Source organism: Nocardia sp. CDC153, from assembly GCF_035818515.1.
Taxonomy (GTDB): domain Bacteria; phylum Actinomycetota; class Actinomycetes; order Mycobacteriales; family Mycobacteriaceae; genus Nocardia.
Genome location: NZ_JAYKYU010000003.1, coordinates 1,095,364 through 1,110,579, shown reverse-complemented (window position 1 = coordinate 1,110,579; position 15,216 = coordinate 1,095,364). Strand labels below are relative to the sequence as shown.

Genomic DNA, 15,216 nt, shown 5'->3' with positions numbered 1-15,216 from the left:
CACCATGCCGGATCAGCGCCTACGCAAGCAGATTCACCTGGCCGCCCACTTCCCGGGCGTCAACCACCACACGGTGTGGACCGACCCGAACTCGGGCAGCCAGATCGACTTCGACTCCTTCGTGCACCTGGCCCGCACCGCCGAACGGGGACTGTTCGACTTCTTCTTCCTCGCCGAGGGCCTGCGGCTGCGCGAACACCGCGACCGCATCCACGACCTGGATGTGGTGGGCCGACCGGACACCTTCACGGTGCTGGGCGCCCTGGCCGCCGTGACCACCCACCTCGGGCTGGCGGGCACCATCAACACCACCTTCAACGAACCCTTCGAGCTGGCAAAGCAATTCGGCACGCTGGACCATCTCTCCGGCGGGCGCGCGGCCTGGAACGCGGTCACCTCGTCGGACGCCTTCACCGGCGAGAACTTCCGGCGCGGCGGCTATCTCGAGCACGCCAAGCGCTACACCCGCGCGCACGAGGTGGTCGACGCCACCCGGGCGCTGTGGGACAGCTGGTCCGCCGACGCGCTCGTCATCGACCGGGAGCGTGGGGTTTTCGCGCGGCCGGTGCCGACGGTCCACTTCTCGAGCGAGCAGTTCGAGATCGAGGGTCCGTTCGTGTTGCCGCGCAGCCCCCAGGGCTACCCGGTGCAGATCCAGGCCGGGGATTCCGACGAGGGTCGCGAATTCGCCGCGGCCAAGGCCGATGTCATCTTCAGCGCGCACGGCGAACTCGAGGACGGGCAGCGGTTCTACCGGGACGTCAAGGACCGGCTCGCCAAATACGGACGCGGTCGCGACGAGCTGAAGATCCTGCCCGCCGCCGGATTCGTGCTCGGCGACACCACCGCCGAGGCCCACGAGCGTGCCCGCCACATTCGGCTGCAGCAGGTGTCACCGCAGACCGCCATCGCCTTCCTCGAACAGGTCTGGGGCCGTGACCTTTCCGCCTACGACCCCGACGGCCCGCTACCGGACATCGATCCGGCCGAGGATGTGAACATCACCCGCGGTCGGGTCCGTCACGCCCGCGACCCGCGCGCCATCGCCGACGCCTGGCGGGCCCGCGCCGCGGCGGAGAACCTGTCGATTCGCGAGCTGATCATCGCCACCACCGCCCGCCAGCAGTTCATCGGCACACCCGCCGAGGTGGCCGCCGAGATCGACCACTACGTCCAGTCCGATGCCGCCGACGGCTTCGTCCTGGTCCCCTACCTGACCCCGACCGGACTCGACGAATTCGTCGACAAGGTCGTTCCGGAGCTGCAGTCCCTGGGCAGTTTCCGCACCGAGTACACCGGCCCGACCCTGCGGCACCATCTGGGGCTGCGCCATCCACATCACGGCACCAGCAATCTGAATCACGGCACCGAAGGAGTACGCGCGTCATGACCGCCACCGCCACCGAATTCGACCAGCAGTGGGCCACCTTCCGCGCCGAACGCGCCGCCTGGGCGCGGCAACCGCTGGGCTGGCTCAGCCTGACCGGGCTGCACTGGCTCGGCGGCGACGAGGAGACCGTGGCCGGGCTTCCGGGCCGCTGGCGAGCCGACGACGAGAACGTCTACGTGACAGTCGATTCCCATGCGGGTGAGCACCTGCGCCTCGAGGGCGAGGAGCTCACCGGCTCGACCGTCCTCACTCCGGCCGAGGGCGCGCCGGGCCTCGAGGTCCGCACCGACGGCCGCGTCATCGAGGTCATTCGCCGCACCGGCCAGTTCGCCCTGCGCATCCACGACCCGGCGTCCCCGACCCTGGCCGCCTTCACCGAAATCCCGGTCTACGAACCGAATCCGGCCTGGACGGTAACCGGTCACTTCGAGCCCTACGAGGTGGCCCGGGTGGTCACCACCGGCGCGGTGGTGGCGGGCCTCGAACACCATCACACCGCCACGGGCACCGTCACCTTCGAATTGGACGGTCAGGCCCGCGAACTCGTCGTCTTCGGCAACCAGCTCCACGGCCTGCACATCCTCTTCACCGACGCCACCAGCGGCGTCACCACCTACGGCGGGGCCCGCCGCCTGGATCTGTCCCGACCGGCCGCCGACGGCACCGTGATCCTCGACTTCAATCGCGCGGTCAATCTGCCCTGCGCGTTCACCGACTACGCCACCTGCCCGGTCGCCCCGGCCGAGAACCGACTGCCGCTGGCCGTCGAGGCGGGCGAGAAGGATCCGCGGAAGGAGCACACGGCATGACCATCCCACTATCGGTCCTGGACCTGGCCCCGATCAGCGCGGGGTCCACCCCGCAGCAGGCGTTGCGCAACAGCATCGACCTGGCCCGCCACGCCGAACGCCTCGGATACCACCGGTTCTGGGTCGCCGAACACCATTTCGTGCGGGTCGCCAGCGCCACGCCCACCACCCTCATCGGCCTGATCGCGGCCGCCACCGAATCCATTCGGGTCGGCTCGGCGGCCGTGCAGCTCGGCCACCACACCTCGATCTCGGTGGTGGAGGCGTTCGGCACCATCGATGCCCTGTATCCGGGCCGCCTGGACCTGGGGCTGGGGCGCTCCGGGCATCGCGGTGAGCAGATCCGCTCGGCGGGCGTGCCGCCGGTGCCCGCGCCCGAACGGCCGACCCAGGTGCGCGACGGTGTCGTGCTGCCGCCGCCGTTCTTCCCGGGTCAGCTGCTCGATTTCTCCCGGGTGAAGGCGGGTTTGGCGGCCCTGCACCTGCCGGGCGCGCAGCCGCTGCCCTACACCGAGCAGGTGGAGGACATTCTCGCGCTGCTGGCGGGTACCTATGTCAGCCCCGATGGCGTTGAGCTGCATGCCGTTCCGGGTGAGGGCGCGGACGTGCAGCCGTGGCTGTTCGGCAGCAGCGGCGGCGAAAGCGCCCAGCTGGCCGGACGATTGGGCCTGCCCTTCGCGGCCAATTACCACGTCTCAACGGGCACCATCGTGGAGACCGTGGAGGCCTATCGCGCGGCCTTCCGTCCGTCGGAGCGCTTCCCGCGCCCGTATCTGGTGGTCTCCGCCGACGTGGTGGTCGCCGAGGACGACGCCACCGCACAGCATTTGGCCTCCACCTACGGGCACTGGGTCTACAGCATTCGCAGCGGGGCCGGGGCCGCCGAATACCTCGATCCCGACACCGCCGCACCGCTGTCGGATCAGCAGCGTCGCCTGGTCGACGATCGGGTCACCACCCAGTTCGTCGGCTCCCCGGCCACCGTCGTCGAGCGGCTGCACGCCCTGCGCAAGCTGACCGGGGCCGACGAAATCGTGGTCACCAGTGTCACTTTCGACCACCGGGACCGCCTGAACTCGCACCGCCTGCTGGCCCGCGAGTGGGGTCTGACCCCGCAGGTGCGCGCCGCCTGAGACCACCGCCGCCCGCCCGGGAAGGGGACTCCCGGGGCGGGCGGCGGTTCCCCGCACCGCGCGCAGGGCCTCGCGCGCGTGCGGGATCGGGGTCGGGCCGGACCGTGGACCGTCCGGCCCGACCCCCCAACCTCGGCCACGAAAACGTCCGAGTCACAAAGAAATCCCCGCCGGGCAGGTCCCGGCGGGGATTTCTGGTCTGCTCCGGCGGCTAGCGTGCCGCGCGGGTGGCCCGGCGCATGGCGGACAGCGGGTCGGCGTAGAACACGCTCACCGAGGTCACCGCCGCCGCGAATTCCTGCACCCGCCCGCCGAAGCGGGAGATCCGCAGATCGGCCGCGGGCAGCGTGGTCGATTCCGCGAAGGCCTTGGCCACCCGATCCATGCCCGGCCGCCAGCCCGTGAAGGCCTGACCACCCAACACCACCCGATCCGGGTTGAACATGTCGCGCACCAGAGCCGCGGTGCGGCCGAGGATTTCGGCGCGCTCGATGAGCAGTTCGCGGGCGGCGGCATTGCCGGTGTCGGCGGCCCGGTACAGATCGGTGATGGCCGGGCGGCGCGGTGCCTCCGGCTTGGGCAGGACGCCCTTGCGCACGGCCCGCTCGAGCAGGGCGCGCTCACCGACGGTGGCCTCCAAGCAGCCGCGACGGCCGCAGGTGCAATCGACATCGGAACCGGTCGGCAGATGCGCGATCGAACCCGGGCCATTCGTCGGGGTGTGCACGCGATCGTGCAAAGTCACTGCCACACCGGCGGTTTCGCGGGCGTAGACCAGCAGGCTGCTGCCCGGTCGGGTCTCCTCGCCCGGCTCGCGCGGGGCCAGCAGCAGCTCGGCGGCGGCCATGGCCTCGACGTGCGCGGACACCGACACCGGCAGATCCAGCACGCTGCTGAACACCGCCGCCACCGGCGCGGCCTGCCAGCCCAGGCGTGGATGGTCCACCACGCCCGCGGCCGGATCGACGCGACCGGCCAGCGCCACACCGGTCCACAGCGGCTTGCGCCGCGGCAGCCGATCCAGGAAGGCCTTGGCGCTGCGGGCCACTATGGTCAGCGCCGCGTCCTGAGTCGTTTGGGGCGTGGCGATTTCGAGTCCGCCGAGAATGCGGCCGGACAGATCCGCGGCCACGATGCGGGTGACGGTGAAGCCGATGTGCACACCCAGGGTCACGTACGAGTCGGTGTCGACCTCGAACGGGACGCGCGGGCGGCCCACCGCGCCGGACGCGGTGAGATCGGCGCGCTCGCGCAGCAGTCCGGCCGAAAGCAGCGCGGACACTTGGCGATTCACGGTGGCGATGCTCAGACCCGTGGTCTGCGCGGCGACATCGCGGAAGATCGGGCCGCGGGTGGCGGCGCGCAGCACGGCGGCCGCCGGATTGTCGGTGATGCGGAGCTCCGGCGGGACCGCCGGGCGGGCCGGGGCCAACCGCGCGGTCGCGACGGACGCGGAGCTGTGGGGACGTTCAAGGATGGGGCTGGACACTTTTCGGAATCCTTGCTGCGGTCCCCGCTGCCGACAGGGGGACGAATGCCTACATGGAGGTATCAGCTGTGCAGCGAGGAACCCGGATTCGGAAAGCGAATCGGGGTCAGAACTCGACTGCGCGACGGCAGGGACAACACAGTTCCCGTTGCCGCGGCAGCCGAACGCCCAGCGCGACGGTCACGTAGGTGACCCGCGGCGCGGAGAGAGGGCGACTGGCAGACATAGGATCAAAGTATCATTCCGATCACGGCGAACGGAAGGCGCGCGGGATCCTCCCGACAGCATCGGCCCCCCGACGGCACGCCCGGGCCAATCCCTTCGGACCGGCTCCGATTCGGCCGAATCTTTTGCACCGGTTGATATTTCACGCCAGAGGTGAGGCGGTTCCGAGCGGTCGAGAAATGTGGTGCACGCCACTTCGGCCTCCCACATCTCGAGAACACTCGTCTCCCGACAGCCCACTCCGCCCCGGCATCGCGCACACGCATTCCGCTCGAGCTGATTCCAAGTCGCAGGTCGGGGGAGCGGGTGGCGCAATAGCCGGATTTCCGGGCATTTCGGCAGGCCGCGCGCACGGCCGGGCGGCGGAGAAACGCATCGGGGTCCGAGCCGTTCGGTGCGCGCCCGGTCCGCCCGCCCGCTCGCCATTACAGTTCTGAAACCGCAGGTCAAGGCGTGGAAAGGAGTCGAGGTGTCGCCGGAACCGGTACCGTTGCGCGTCCCCGGACGCCGGGCCGATCGCGCCCGCCAGGTGGCCGATGTGCTGCGTCAGCAGATCCACGCGGGGGCCTTCGATCGGGCGCTGCCGTCCGAGCCGGAACTGGCCGCCGAATTCGCGGTCTCGCGCAATACCGTGCGCGATGCCCTCGCCCTGCTCAAGGACGAGGGACTCATCGATCGCGCCCCCAAGGTCGGCACGCACGTCGCCCAGCGCAAGTACGACCACGGGCTCGACGCCCTGCTCGGTCTGAAGGAGACGCTGCGCGGTCACGGCGAGGTTCGCAACGAGGTCCGCGCGGCGCGCAGCCTGCTGCCGCCGCCCGCGGTCGCCCGCAAGCTGCGCCTCGAACCCGGCGAACCGGCCGTCTATATCGAGCGCCTGCGCTATCTCGGCGATCTGCCGCTCAGCCTGGACCTCACCTACCTGGTCCCCGATATCGGCGACGAGGTCATCACCCGCGATCTCGAGACCAATGACGTGTTCGCGCTCATCGAGCAGATCGGCGGCGGACCGCTCGGGTCCGCCGACCTGGCGCTGGAAGCCATTACCGCCGACGCGCATTCGGCCATGACCCTCCAGATGCCGGAGGGCGGGGCGCTGCTGCTGCTGGAGCGGCTGACCAAACTCGAGGACGGCCGCCCGGTCGACCTGGAATACATCCGGATGCGCGGTGACCGGATCACCATGCGCGGCAGTCTCACCCGACGGCCGGAGCGAACCGACTGGAGGTTGATCTAGATGGCCATGGTCGAGCAGCGGGCCGATGTCCCGGTGACCATCGACGAATCGCTGTGCATCCAGGGCTGCACGCTGTGCGTGGAGATCTGCCCGCTGGATTCGCTGGCGATCAATCCGGACAACGGCAAGGCCTACATGCACGTGGACGAGTGCTGGTACTGCGGCCCGTGCGCCGCCCGCTGTCCCACCGGAGCCGTCACCGTCAATATGCCCTACCTGCTGCGTTGAGGAACACCCATGAAGTACCGCCCCGCCCGGCTCACCGGCGCGGCCATCGCCGCCGCCCTCGCCCTGACCGCGTCCGGCTGCTCGCTCCAGAGCAGCGGCGGCGGTGACACCGTCAAGGTCGTCATCGGCTACCAGTCCAAGACCATCAATACCGTCACCGCCGGAACCCTGTTGAAGGCCAAGGGCTTTCTCGAGCAACGCCTCAACGCGCTCGGCGGCAAGAAGTATCAGGTGGAATGGCAGGACTACGACACCGGCGCGCCGATCACCGCGCAGATGGTGGCGGAGAAGATCGACATCGGCTCGATGGGCGACTACCCGCTGCTGATCAATGGCTCGCGCACCCAGGCCAATGAGCGCGCCAAGACCGAACTGGTCTCCATCACCGGCTACCACCCCAAGGGCGCGCTGAACATGGTGGTGGTCGCACCCGACTCCACGGCGCGCTCGATCAACGATCTGGCCGGGCAGAAGATCTCGGCCAGCGTCGGCTCGGCCGGGCACGGCACCCTCGTTCAGGCGCTGACCCGCGCGGGCATCGACCCCAAGTCCGGGGTGGAGGTGCTCAACCAGCAACCCCAGATCGGTTCCTCCGCACTGGAATCCGGCCAGGTGGCGGCGCTGTCGCAGTTCGTGGCCTGGCCCGGCCTGCTGGTCTTCCAGAACAAGGCGAAGCTGCTCTACGACGGCGCGGAACTGAACGTCCCGACCTTCCACGGCGTGGTGGCCCGGCGCGACTACGCCAAGCAACACCCGGAGGTGCTCGATGCCTTCCTGCAAGCCCAGTTGGACGCCACCGATTTCATCCACCAGCACCCCGTGGCGGCGGCGCAGACCGTCGCCGACAACGCCGGGCTGGCCCCGGAGGTCGTGTACCTCTACAACGGGCCGGGCGGAACCTCCTTCGACGCCACGCTGAAGCCCACGCTGGTCTCGGCCTTCAAAGGCGATGTGCCGTACCTGAAGTCGATCGGCGACTTCGCCGACCTCGATATCGACACCTTCGTCGACCCGACGGCCCTGCGGCAGGCCTACCGGGAACGCGGCCTGAACTACGACGCCGAGGTGGCGAACACCGCCAACCCGCTGCCGGGCGCGGGCGGCGAACTGTGGCTGTCCGGCCAGGACACCACGGTGTCGGTCGCCGATCCCACCGCACTGCTGCGCGCCGTGAAACAGGCTCGGGCACAGGGGAAGACGGTGCGCGCCGCGTACGTTCCGGACGCCGAACTCGGCACCCGGTGGTTCGCCGACAAGTCCCTGTGGGTCCGTGACGGCGAGAACTACCTGCCCTTCACCACGGCCGCGGCCGCGCAGCGCTACCTGGCGCAGCACCCGTCGGGCGTGAGCATCACCTACGACCAGGCCGTGAGCGAGGTCCGGGTATGAGCGACACTTTGGTCGGTCAACGCGGAGCGGCGGAACCCCCCGTCATCCCGGCACGCTTTTGGCCGGGATCCACGGTGGATTCCGGCCAAAAGCACGCCGGAATGACGGAGGCGGGTCGTTCGCGGACAGGTCGGGGGGTTTGGCTTTCGCGTGTGGTTCGGGCGACGTCGGTGTTGGTCGCCGTGGGTCTGTGGCAGTTGCTGACCGCCAACCATCTTCGGCTCTGGGTGCGGTTCGACACCCTGCCCACCGTCACGCAGATCGTGCGGGCCTTCCGGCATCAACTCGGCACCGACACCTACTATCTCGACCTCGGCCAGTCGCTCATCCGGATCCTCACCGGATTCGGGCTGGCGGCGGCCGTCGGCGTGATCACCGGTGTGGCCCTGGGGCGTTCGCGCTGGTTCGCCGACCTCGTCGGACCGCTCACCGAGCTGGCGCGGCCGATTCCGGCCATTGCCATTGTGCCGGTGGCGATTCTGCTGTTCCCCGACGACGAGGCCGGGATCGTGTTCATCACCTTCCTGGCCGCGTACTTCCCGATCATGGTCGCCACCCGGCACGCGGTGCGGGCGCTGCCGACCATCTGGGAGGAGTCGGTGCGGACCCAGGGCGGCACCCGCTGGGACGTGATCTGGCGAGTCGTCTTGCCCGGCAGCCTGCCCGGCGTCTTCGGCGGACTGTCCACCGGCATCGGCGTGGCCTGGATCTGCGTGGTGTCGGCCGAGATGATCTCGGGGCGGCTGGGCGTCGGCTACCGCACCTGGCAGGCGTACACCATCGTCGACTATCCGGGCGTCTTCGTCGGGATCATCACCATCGGCGTGCTCGGCTACACCACCTCGGCCGCCGTGGAATTCCTCGGACGACGGGTCACGCACTGGCTGCCGCGCGGCGAGGAGGTCGCGAAATGAGCACCGCCGGAATCGGATTGACTCTCGACCGGGTCGCACTGTCCTATACGGGAGCGCCCGTGATCGACGATCTGTCGCTCACGGTGCGGCCCGGCGAGATCCTGATCCTCACCGGCCCCTCCGGCTGCGGGAAGTCCACCGTCCTGCGCGCGCTGGCCGGACTGCTCCGGCCCGACTCCGGACGGATTCTGGCCGACGGGGTCGCGGTGACCGGCACCGATCGCGATCGCGCGGTCGTCTTCCAGGACAACGCCCTGCTGCCCTGGAAGAGTGTGCGCGCCAATATCGAACTGGCACTGAAGCTTCGGGGTGTGCCGCGCACCGGCCGTCGGGACCTGGCCGATCGCTGGATCGCCGAGATCGGGCTCACCGGGTTCGCCGACTTCCTGCCCAAATCCCTGTCCGGCGGCATGCGCCAACGCGTGCAGTTGGCGCGCGGGCTGGCGGGCGCGCCCCGCGCGGTCATGATGGACGAGCCTTTCGGCGCGCTCGACGCGCAGACCCGAAACACCATGCAGCGCTTGCTGATCGACACCTGGCGCAGCCACCCCACCACCCTGGTCTTCGTCACCCACGACGTGGACGAGGCACTGTCGCTCGGCGATCGCGTCGCGGTCCTGGGCCGGGCCGGTCGACCGCTGCGCGCGCTGCTGGATGTCCCGCGGCCCCGCGAAACCGGCGTCGACCGCACCGCCCTGCGCACCGAAATCATTGCCGCCCTGGATCATTCGGGCGAGCTCACGGAGGCAACGAACTGATGGATATCCCCGATCTCGCCGACACCACCCGCCTGGACTGCGATGTGCTGGTCATCGGCGGCGGCACCGCGGGCACCATGGCCGCGCTCACCGCAGCCGAGGCGGGCGCGAACGTGCTGCTGCTGGAGAAGGCGCACGTCCGCCACTCCGGCGCGCTGGCGATGGGCATGGACGGCGTCAACAACGCGGTCATTCCGGGCAAGGCCGAGCCGGAGGACTACGTCGCCGAGATCACCCGCGCCAATGACGGAATCGTCGACCAGCGCACCATCTATCAGACCGCCACCCGCGGGTTCGCCATGGTGCAGCGGCTCGAACGCTACGGCGTGAAGTTCGAGAAGGACGCCTACGGCGAGTACGCGGTGCGCCGCGTGCACCGGTCGGGGTCCTATGTGCTGCCCATGCCGGAGGGCAAGGATGTGAAGAAGGCGCTGTACCGCGTGCTGCGGCAGCGCAGCATGCGCGAGCGCATTCGCATCGAGAACCGGCTCATGCCGGTGCGGGTGCTCACCGCGAACGGTCGCGCCGTGGGCGCGGCCGCCCTGCACACGCGCACCGGCGAATTCGTGGCGGTGGGCGCGAAGGCGGTCATCCTGGCCACCGGTCCCTGCGGCCGCCTCGGCCTGCCCGCCTCCGGCTACCTCTACGGCACCTACGAGAACCCCACCAATGCGGGCGACGGCTACGCCATGGCCTACCACGCGGGCGCGGAACTCTCGGGCATCGAATGCTTCCAGATCAACCCGCTCATCAAGGATTACAACGGCCCAGCCTGCGCGTACGTGGCCAATCCGTTCGGCGGCTACCAGGTCAACGCCCTGGGCGAGCGCTTCGTGGACTCCGACTACTGGTCCGGCCAGATGATGTCGGAGGTGAAGCGCGAGATCGAATCCGCGCGCGGGCCCATCTATCTGAAGGTCTCGCATCTGCCCGAGGAGACCCTCGACGCGCTCGAGGGCATCCTGCACACCACCGAGCGACCCACGCGCGGCACCTTCCACGCCAATCGCGGCCACGACTACCGCACCCACGACATCGAGATGCACATCTCCGAAATCGGTTTGTGCAGTGGGCATTCCGCGTCCGGGGTGTGGGTGGACGAACATGCCCGCACCACGGTTCCCGGGCTCTACGCCGCCGGTGACCTGGCCTGCGTGCCGCACAACTACATGATCGGCGCGTTCGTCTACGGCGACCTCGCCGGGGCGCACGCGGCGTCCACCCTCGCCGAGGTGCCCGCGCCCGCCGAACTGCCCGCCGATCAGCTCGTCGCCGCGCACGAGCTCGTCTACCGTCCGCTGCGCAATCCCGACGGCCCGCCCCAGCAGCAGGTCGAATACAAGCTGCGCCGCTTCGTCAACGACTATGTGGCCCCGCCCAAGACGGCCACCAAGCTCTCCCTCGCCATCGAGACCTTCGACCGCATGCGCGACGATCTCACCGCCATGGGTGCGCGCACCCCGCACGAGCTCATGCGCTGTGTCGAGGTCAGTTTCATTCGCGACTGCGCGGAAATGGCCGCCCGCTCCTCGCTGACCCGCACCGAATCGCGGTGGGGCCTCTATCACGAGCGGGCCGACCTGCCCGCCCGCGATGACGTCGAATGGCGCTACCACCTGAACCTGCGCAAGACCGACGACGGGCGGATGGAGTTCCACAAGCGGCCGGTGGCACCGTATTTCGTGCCCGTCCCCGGGCTGAACGCCCTGCCCTCGGACGATCCGACCGTCATTCCGGTGGCTCAGCCCGCCCTGGTCGGTACGCCGCCCAACCTGGGCGCGCAGGTGCGATCGCACGGCCCGGCCGCGGCATCGGCCCCGAAAGACGTTGTCGCCCCGCGCATCGCGCTGCTGCTGGGCCTGGACGCACCCGGCGTCACCGAGTTGCGGCCCTACCTCGCCGATGCCGATCCGCGGGTGCGCGCCACGGCGCTGTCCGTGCTGACCGAGAACACCCCCGACGGCTTCGCGGAAGAACTGATCGACGCTCTCGCCGACGAGGACGCGCAGGTGCGCCTGGCCGCCGTCGCGGGCCTGCGGGAACTGGCCGAAATCCTGCCCGCCGCAACCGGTCTCGCCCGGCACGCGGATTCGCCGGATCCGATCGTGCGCGCGGCCGTGGTGGATCTGTCCCGCGCGCTGCGCTCCGGCTCCGCCGAACTGTTCGCCAAGGCCGCCGTCGACACCGACCATCGCGTCCGGGTCCAGGCGGTGCACGCCCTGGTCTCCCTGGACGAATGGTCCGCCTTGACCGCCGCCGCTCACGACGACAACCGCGAGGTCCGCATTGCCGCCGCGCGCGGATTGGCCACCATCGGGCTCGGCGGGGCAGACACCGTGCGCGCGCTGGTCCGCGACCGCGATCCGCTGGTCCGGGCCGCGGCGCTCACCGCGCTGGCGCGCCTGGGTACGGCGGCCGACACCGCGACCTTGACCGCCGCCCTGGGTGATTCGGCCTGGCAGATTCGCGAGGGTGCGGCCCGCGGCCTGGCGGCGGTCGGTGCCGAGCTCGCCGCCGAGCCGTTGCACGCCGCCCTCGCCGATATCCACCCGGACATTCGCAAGGCGGCCGTGCTGACGCTGAGCACCTGGCCCGAATCCGCCGCGGCCCGCGCGGCGTTGGACACCGCCCTCGCCGACAGCGATGCCGACGTGCGCGCCTACGCCCGGCGCGCACTGGCCGTGCACGCGGGCTGAGTCCTACGCGGGCTGAGTCCTACGTCGCGTCCCGACCCGCGTCCCGGAACAAACCCTCCACCGCGGTAATGAAATACGGGAAGTGCGCGCCGAAGCGGTGCAGGCGGCGGTCACCCTCGAAGCCGCCGAACCAGTACAGACCCGGACTCCCGTCCGCCGTCGGGTCCAGATCGCGGAAGGTGCGCACCCACTGGTCACCGCGCCGCGCGGCGACCAGGAACGGCAGCGCCCGGGAGAAGACCAGCTCCTGATCGGGTGCCGGGATCTGTTGCGGCGCGAGCGCGTCCAGGCCGCGCAGTATGGCATCGACCTGCCCGGTCAGCTCGCGGCCCAAGGCCGTGCGCGCGGGCAGGTAGCGGGGGAGCAGCAGTGCCGCCACGCCACCGAGTGCGATGGCCGCACCGACCAGGGCGTGCCGCTGGGGACCGAACGCGAGCGCCACGGTCGCGATCACGCCGACGACGATCAGCCCCGCCCCGAGCCAGAATTCGACGCCCCGGCGCGAGCGGTCGACGAACACCCCGGCCGCCACCGCGTCGTCGATGAGGGCGGTGCGCACCGCCTTCGCGTCGATCTGGCCGCGCCGCTGCGACAGCAGCACCGAATCGACGCCCTCCGGAATCAGGGCCGCGTACACCGCGCGCTCGTAGGCGGTCAGGTGCTCGTCCGGCGGATTCACCCGGGCGAAGCGCCAATCCGAATCGCCGACCGCGCTCACCCAGAGATAGTTGCGCACCGCCAGATCCACCACCGTGGCCGCCATGTCGGGGACGTCCGCGTGGCCGTCGAGCAGCAGTCCGGCCGTGCTCGGCAGCATGCCGTCCGGCGAGGTGAACTGCACCCGATCGCCCTGGCGCACCAGCGGATCCAACGTCTCGGTGCCGGTGGGCGCGGAGCGCCGCGACCACACCACGTATCCGGCCGCCGCGGCCAGCGCCGCCAGCAGCACGCCGAAGGCGGCGAAGACCGGGCCGGTCAGCGAGAACGCGCCCGGCGCATTGTCATCGCGGACATCGGCATTGGCCTTCACCGTGTTCGGCGGCAGCTGCAGGGTCACATCGAGAATGTCGCCCTTGTGCAGATCCGTCTTCGACAAATGCGCGAACCCGTCCGGCTCGACGCGAATATCGGCGCAGTCCTGGGGATTTCCGGGCGGGCCGACGGTGCATTTGGTGACGCCCATGCGGAAACTCGGGCTCGAGATCGTCGCATTGATCGATGCCACATCGGTATTCAGTACGCCGGTCCACTGGAACACCTGCGCGCCCGTGGCGTCACTGACGGTGTTGTGGATCGTGTACTTGACGGTCGTCGACCCGGGGCGGGCGGTGATCGTGAACTGATCGTTGGCGACACCCGCCTCGCCGTCGCCGGTCGCGGAGACGTCGGTGACCTGGAAATTCCGCTGCACCGCCGCGCCGGTCTGCACCCGCAGCGGCAGCACCTGCCGAAATTCTCCGCCCTCGGGCACTTTCACGGTCTCGGTGATCCGCAGCAGACCGTCGTCGCCCAGATTCACCTCGGCGGTGATGTCCACACCGTCCGCCTGCGCCCACGCGGCCGGTGCCGCCACACCCGCCAGCGCGAGCAGCAGCGCGACGAGGGCGGCCCCCCGAAAAATCTGCATGACCGAGTACTCTAGCCAGCTTGCTATCCTTCCTCAGCGGCAAGTCGCAGGCCGGTTATCGCTGAGGAACGAGGGGGTGCGGGGGATGACTCGCCCACCGTCCGATCACGGACCCACGCCCCCGGGCCAGCGTCCGCCGGGAACGCCGCAGCCGCAGGGCAATCCGGCCTATCCCGCACCGCCGCAGGGCTTTCCCGCCGTGCCGCGCCAGCGTCCGCCCGGCCGACCGGTGCCACCGCCGGGTTATCCCCAGCGTCCCGGTTATCCACAACAGCCCGGTGCCGCCGTCCCGCCGCCGGGTTATCCACAGCGCCAGGGTTTTCCGCCGCCCCCGGGTTACGGCCAGCCGCCCTACGGTCAGGCCGCGCCCGGCTACCGGGCACCCATGCCGCCGCCCGCCGCGGCCCCGCCGACCGGTGGTTTCCCGGCGGCCCGCCCCACCCCGCCGCGCCGCGGTCGAGTGGGCGCGCTGCTGGTGATCCTGATTCTGGTCGTGACCGGTGTCCTGCTGCGCACCGCCATCACCACGGGCCTGCACACCATCAACGCGGGTTCGACCGTCAAGACCACCTACTCCGGCGATGCCGGGGAGAACCGCGGTGTCGCGGCGACCGCGGACAACCCGTTGCTCACCAATCCCGACTACACGCTGCTGCCCGCGAAATGCGCCTACACCCAGTGGGGTACACAGGTCGACGTCGCCCGCAAGTTCTTCCAGACGGCCGCCGACTGTCTGTACTCGGCGTGGAAGCCGTTGTTCGACAAGATGAATCTGCCATTCGAGCAGCCGAAATTGAACGTGTCGGCCACGACCAGCGGCATCACCACGCTGTGCACCGGCAACAGCAGCAATTTCGCGGCCTTCTACTGCTCGGCGGATATGACCATCTATATGCCGATCAGCCAGCTGCAGACCGATCTGTTCGGCAACAACTGGGTGGTCTACCTGTCGGTCTTCGCCCACGAATACGGCCACCACGTCCAGGCCCAGGCCGGAATTCTCGGCAAGGTGCACTCCCAGCGCCGGGACGCGGGGGCGCGCAGCGACCTCGGACTCGAATTGTCCCGGCGCACCGAACAGCAGGCCCAATGCTTCGACGGCATGTACCTGTCGTCCTCGAGCAATGGCGGGTCACTGTCCAGCGCCCAGATCGGCGTGGCCAAGAACGACGCCTACCACCGGGGTGACGCCCCCGGCGATATGCGTGATCACGGCACCGCGCAGAACATGGGCGACTGGTTCGTGATCGGCTACGACAAGGACCGCGCCATGGCGTGCAACACCTTCAGCGTCCCGGCCAGCAAGGTCAACTGAACGGGT

General features: G+C 69.8%; 12 protein-coding genes. 10 read left to right on the top strand and 2 right to left on the bottom strand.

From position 1 onward, the window contains the following. Positions 1 to 4: 4 nt before the first annotated feature. Genes VMT65_RS21725 through VMT65_RS21715 form a run of 3 tightly spaced genes read left to right on the top strand, consistent with a single transcriptional unit; the run spans position 5 to position 3,332 of the window. A complete protein-coding gene (locus VMT65_RS21725; protein ID WP_326310136.1) occupies positions 5 to 1,390 on the top strand; it encodes an NtaA/DmoA family FMN-dependent monooxygenase in 1,386 nt (461 codons plus the stop codon). Next, a complete protein-coding gene (locus VMT65_RS21720; RefSeq protein WP_326310135.1) occupies positions 1,387 to 2,199 on the top strand; it encodes a DUF1684 domain-containing protein in 813 nt (270 codons plus the stop codon). The genes VMT65_RS21725 and VMT65_RS21720 overlap by 4 nt, the downstream gene beginning before the upstream one ends. Then, entirely contained in the window at positions 2,196 to 3,332 is a 1,137-nt protein-coding gene (locus VMT65_RS21715) for an LLM class flavin-dependent oxidoreductase (RefSeq protein ID WP_326310134.1), read from the top strand. Before VMT65_RS21720 ends, VMT65_RS21715 begins: the two co-directional genes overlap by 4 nt. 211 nt (positions 3,333 to 3,543) lie before the next feature. Here VMT65_RS21715 and VMT65_RS21710 read toward each other — a convergent pair whose 3' ends face one another. Next, positions 3,544 to 4,821 (bottom strand): ROK family protein, encoded by a 1,278-nt coding sequence (locus tag VMT65_RS21710; protein ID WP_326310133.1) that lies wholly within the window; start codon positions 4,819 to 4,821, stop codon positions 3,544 to 3,546. Positions 4,822 to 5,515: 694 nt separating this feature from the next. On the opposite strand from VMT65_RS21710, the gene VMT65_RS21705 reads away from it, so the two are divergent. From VMT65_RS21705 to VMT65_RS21680, 6 genes are all read left to right on the top strand, one after another. Beyond that, entirely contained in the window at positions 5,516 to 6,283 is a 768-nt protein-coding gene (locus tag VMT65_RS21705) for a GntR family transcriptional regulator (protein ID WP_326310132.1), read from the top strand. Further along, positions 6,284 to 6,511 (top strand): 4Fe-4S dicluster domain-containing protein, encoded by a 228-nt coding sequence (locus VMT65_RS21700; protein WP_326310131.1) that lies wholly within the window; start codon positions 6,284 to 6,286, stop codon positions 6,509 to 6,511. Between the two features lie 9 nt (positions 6,512 to 6,520). After that, positions 6,521 to 7,900, top strand: coding sequence for an ABC transporter substrate-binding protein (locus VMT65_RS21695; RefSeq protein ID WP_326310130.1), 1,380 nt, complete (start codon positions 6,521 to 6,523; stop codon positions 7,898 to 7,900). 101 nt (positions 7,901 to 8,001) lie between these two features. Then, positions 8,002 to 8,814 carry an ABC transporter permease gene (locus tag VMT65_RS21690; protein ID WP_442790274.1) on the top strand — a complete coding sequence of 271 codons (813 nt, stop codon included), beginning with the start codon at positions 8,002 to 8,004 and terminating at the stop codon, positions 8,812 to 8,814. Beyond that, a complete protein-coding gene (locus tag VMT65_RS21685) occupies positions 8,811 to 9,572 on the top strand; it encodes an ABC transporter ATP-binding protein (RefSeq protein WP_326310129.1) in 762 nt (253 codons plus the stop codon). The genes VMT65_RS21690 and VMT65_RS21685 overlap by 4 nt, the downstream gene beginning before the upstream one ends. Next, entirely contained in the window at positions 9,572 to 12,268 is a 2,697-nt protein-coding gene (locus VMT65_RS21680) for a fumarate reductase/succinate dehydrogenase flavoprotein subunit (RefSeq protein ID WP_326310128.1), read from the top strand. The genes VMT65_RS21685 and VMT65_RS21680 overlap by 1 nt, the downstream gene beginning before the upstream one ends. Positions 12,269 to 12,287: 19 nt before the next feature. Here VMT65_RS21680 and VMT65_RS21675 read toward each other — a convergent pair whose 3' ends face one another. After that, positions 12,288 to 13,895: a DUF2207 family protein gene (locus VMT65_RS21675; RefSeq protein WP_326310127.1), complete on the bottom strand. Its 1,608-nt coding sequence runs from the start codon at positions 13,893 to 13,895 to the stop codon at positions 12,288 to 12,290. 85 nt (positions 13,896 to 13,980) lie between these two features. Here VMT65_RS21675 and VMT65_RS21670 point away from each other — a divergent pair, with 85 nt between their 5' ends. Continuing rightward, positions 13,981 to 15,210, top strand: coding sequence for a neutral zinc metallopeptidase (locus VMT65_RS21670; protein ID WP_326310126.1), 1,230 nt, complete (start codon positions 13,981 to 13,983; stop codon positions 15,208 to 15,210). The last annotated feature ends 6 nt before the right edge of the window (positions 15,211 to 15,216 follow it).

Excerpts from the sequence above, each read along its gene's own strand:
- VMT65_RS21720 (WP_326310135.1), top strand. The coding sequence starts at position 1,387 with ATGACCGCCACCGCCACCGAATTCGACCAGCAGTGGGCCACCTTCCGC.
- VMT65_RS21685 (WP_326310129.1), top strand. The coding sequence starts at position 8,811 with ATGAGCACCGCCGGAATCGGATTGACTCTCGACCGGGTCGCACTGTCC.
- VMT65_RS21695 (WP_326310130.1), top strand. The coding sequence starts at position 6,521 with ATGAAGTACCGCCCCGCCCGGCTCACCGGCGCGGCCATCGCCGCCGCC.
- VMT65_RS21680 (WP_326310128.1), top strand. The coding sequence starts at position 9,572 with ATGGATATCCCCGATCTCGCCGACACCACCCGCCTGGACTGCGATGTG.
- VMT65_RS21670 (WP_326310126.1), top strand. The coding sequence starts at position 13,981 with ATGACTCGCCCACCGTCCGATCACGGACCCACGCCCCCGGGCCAGCGT.
- VMT65_RS21690 (WP_442790274.1), top strand. The coding sequence starts at position 8,002 with ATGACGGAGGCGGGTCGTTCGCGGACAGGTCGGGGGGTTTGGCTTTCG.
- VMT65_RS21715 (WP_326310134.1), top strand. The coding sequence starts at position 2,196 with ATGACCATCCCACTATCGGTCCTGGACCTGGCCCCGATCAGCGCGGGG.
- VMT65_RS21725 (WP_326310136.1), top strand. The coding sequence starts at position 5 with ATGCCGGATCAGCGCCTACGCAAGCAGATTCACCTGGCCGCCCACTTC.
- VMT65_RS21675 (WP_326310127.1), bottom strand. The coding sequence starts at position 13,895 with ATGCAGATTTTTCGGGGGGCCGCCCTCGTCGCGCTGCTGCTCGCGCTG.
- VMT65_RS21700 (WP_326310131.1), top strand. The coding sequence starts at position 6,284 with ATGGCCATGGTCGAGCAGCGGGCCGATGTCCCGGTGACCATCGACGAA.